General features: G+C 42.5%; 1 protein-coding gene. It reads right to left on the reverse strand.

Annotated elements, in window-relative coordinates; genetic code table 11:
- Positions 1 to 831: 831 nt before the first annotated feature.
- Positions 832 to 1026: hypothetical protein (locus P0Y67_RS22655; RefSeq protein ID WP_342393700.1), on the reverse strand; the 195-nt coding region annotated here is incomplete at its 5' end.

Below are 1026 nucleotides of genomic sequence, written 5' to 3' on the forward strand. Positions count from 1 at the left end.
AAATTCGTCCTGAATTTTTCCCTGGTGTTGTGGATAACGCTGGTTTATTACTCGTCATTGGACTGATCTGATCCAATGCTTTTGGACACAGAGAACAGGACAAGGAGAATGGCTACCACACCACAAGCGGAGAAACGCACTACAACCGACAGCAACAATCATGTAACCCACTGAAGTGATTAGTCATCTGAGAGCTTATGCGCTTACTGTGCCTGATAAAAACAGTCCGCATCGCCCCCCTCCGGCGTTCAACCAAGTTATTTCCATAATCATGCCGCTTCGGGCTTGTCCAACACCCGGATAAGTGTCGGCTAAGCGGCACTTATCCTTATTTGTTATAACTACATTTTCCGTAATGGCTGGCATGCTAATAGCAAGAAACAAAACGCAAACGTACCCCCTGCTGCAATCAAAGAATTGAGTTCACCGTAGTTTACCAATAGAGACATAACTGTAGGAGCAACAAAAATAAGTGCGTAAATAAAAAACCTCACCGGTTTTAGTTTTTGTGAACACTTTTTACATGTTATGTGCTTATCAAAGTTAATCGCTAACTTATCACTAATAGAAATGGATATTCCGCAATTTGGGCACTTAAACATATACACTCTCAGCTGGCTTCAATGTAGTAACAAACTATAACTACGGCCATCAAACGATGCAAAACACCAGGAAGATAGTTCGAGGGATTTCAAACCGCACTGTAGTTATAACGAATGAAATGGACTCCCCCTCATCAGGTTTTGCCACACTTGGTAAGTCTTATGATCTATTCAAAATATGCCACCATGTCAGATTCTATTTATGGCATTGATTTTGCCAAACATGGTTTTAAGTATCCACGCAGAAGATCACCGATGCAAGGTGTTGATCCACGAACCACTTTATAAAGAACATCAATTTTTGCTGATCATATGTCGCGCTTAAGTTCGGTGTTTTTCTCAGCACCGCAGGATGCGCGCCAGTTACTCTTTGCTGGCACAAAGCGTAACCAGAAATGCCTTTAGGTTCTCTGGTGCTGGCCGG

It is taken from the genome of Photobacterium sp. SP02, assembly GCF_038519165.1.
GTDB lineage: Bacteria > Pseudomonadota > Gammaproteobacteria > Enterobacterales > Vibrionaceae > Photobacterium > Photobacterium halotolerans.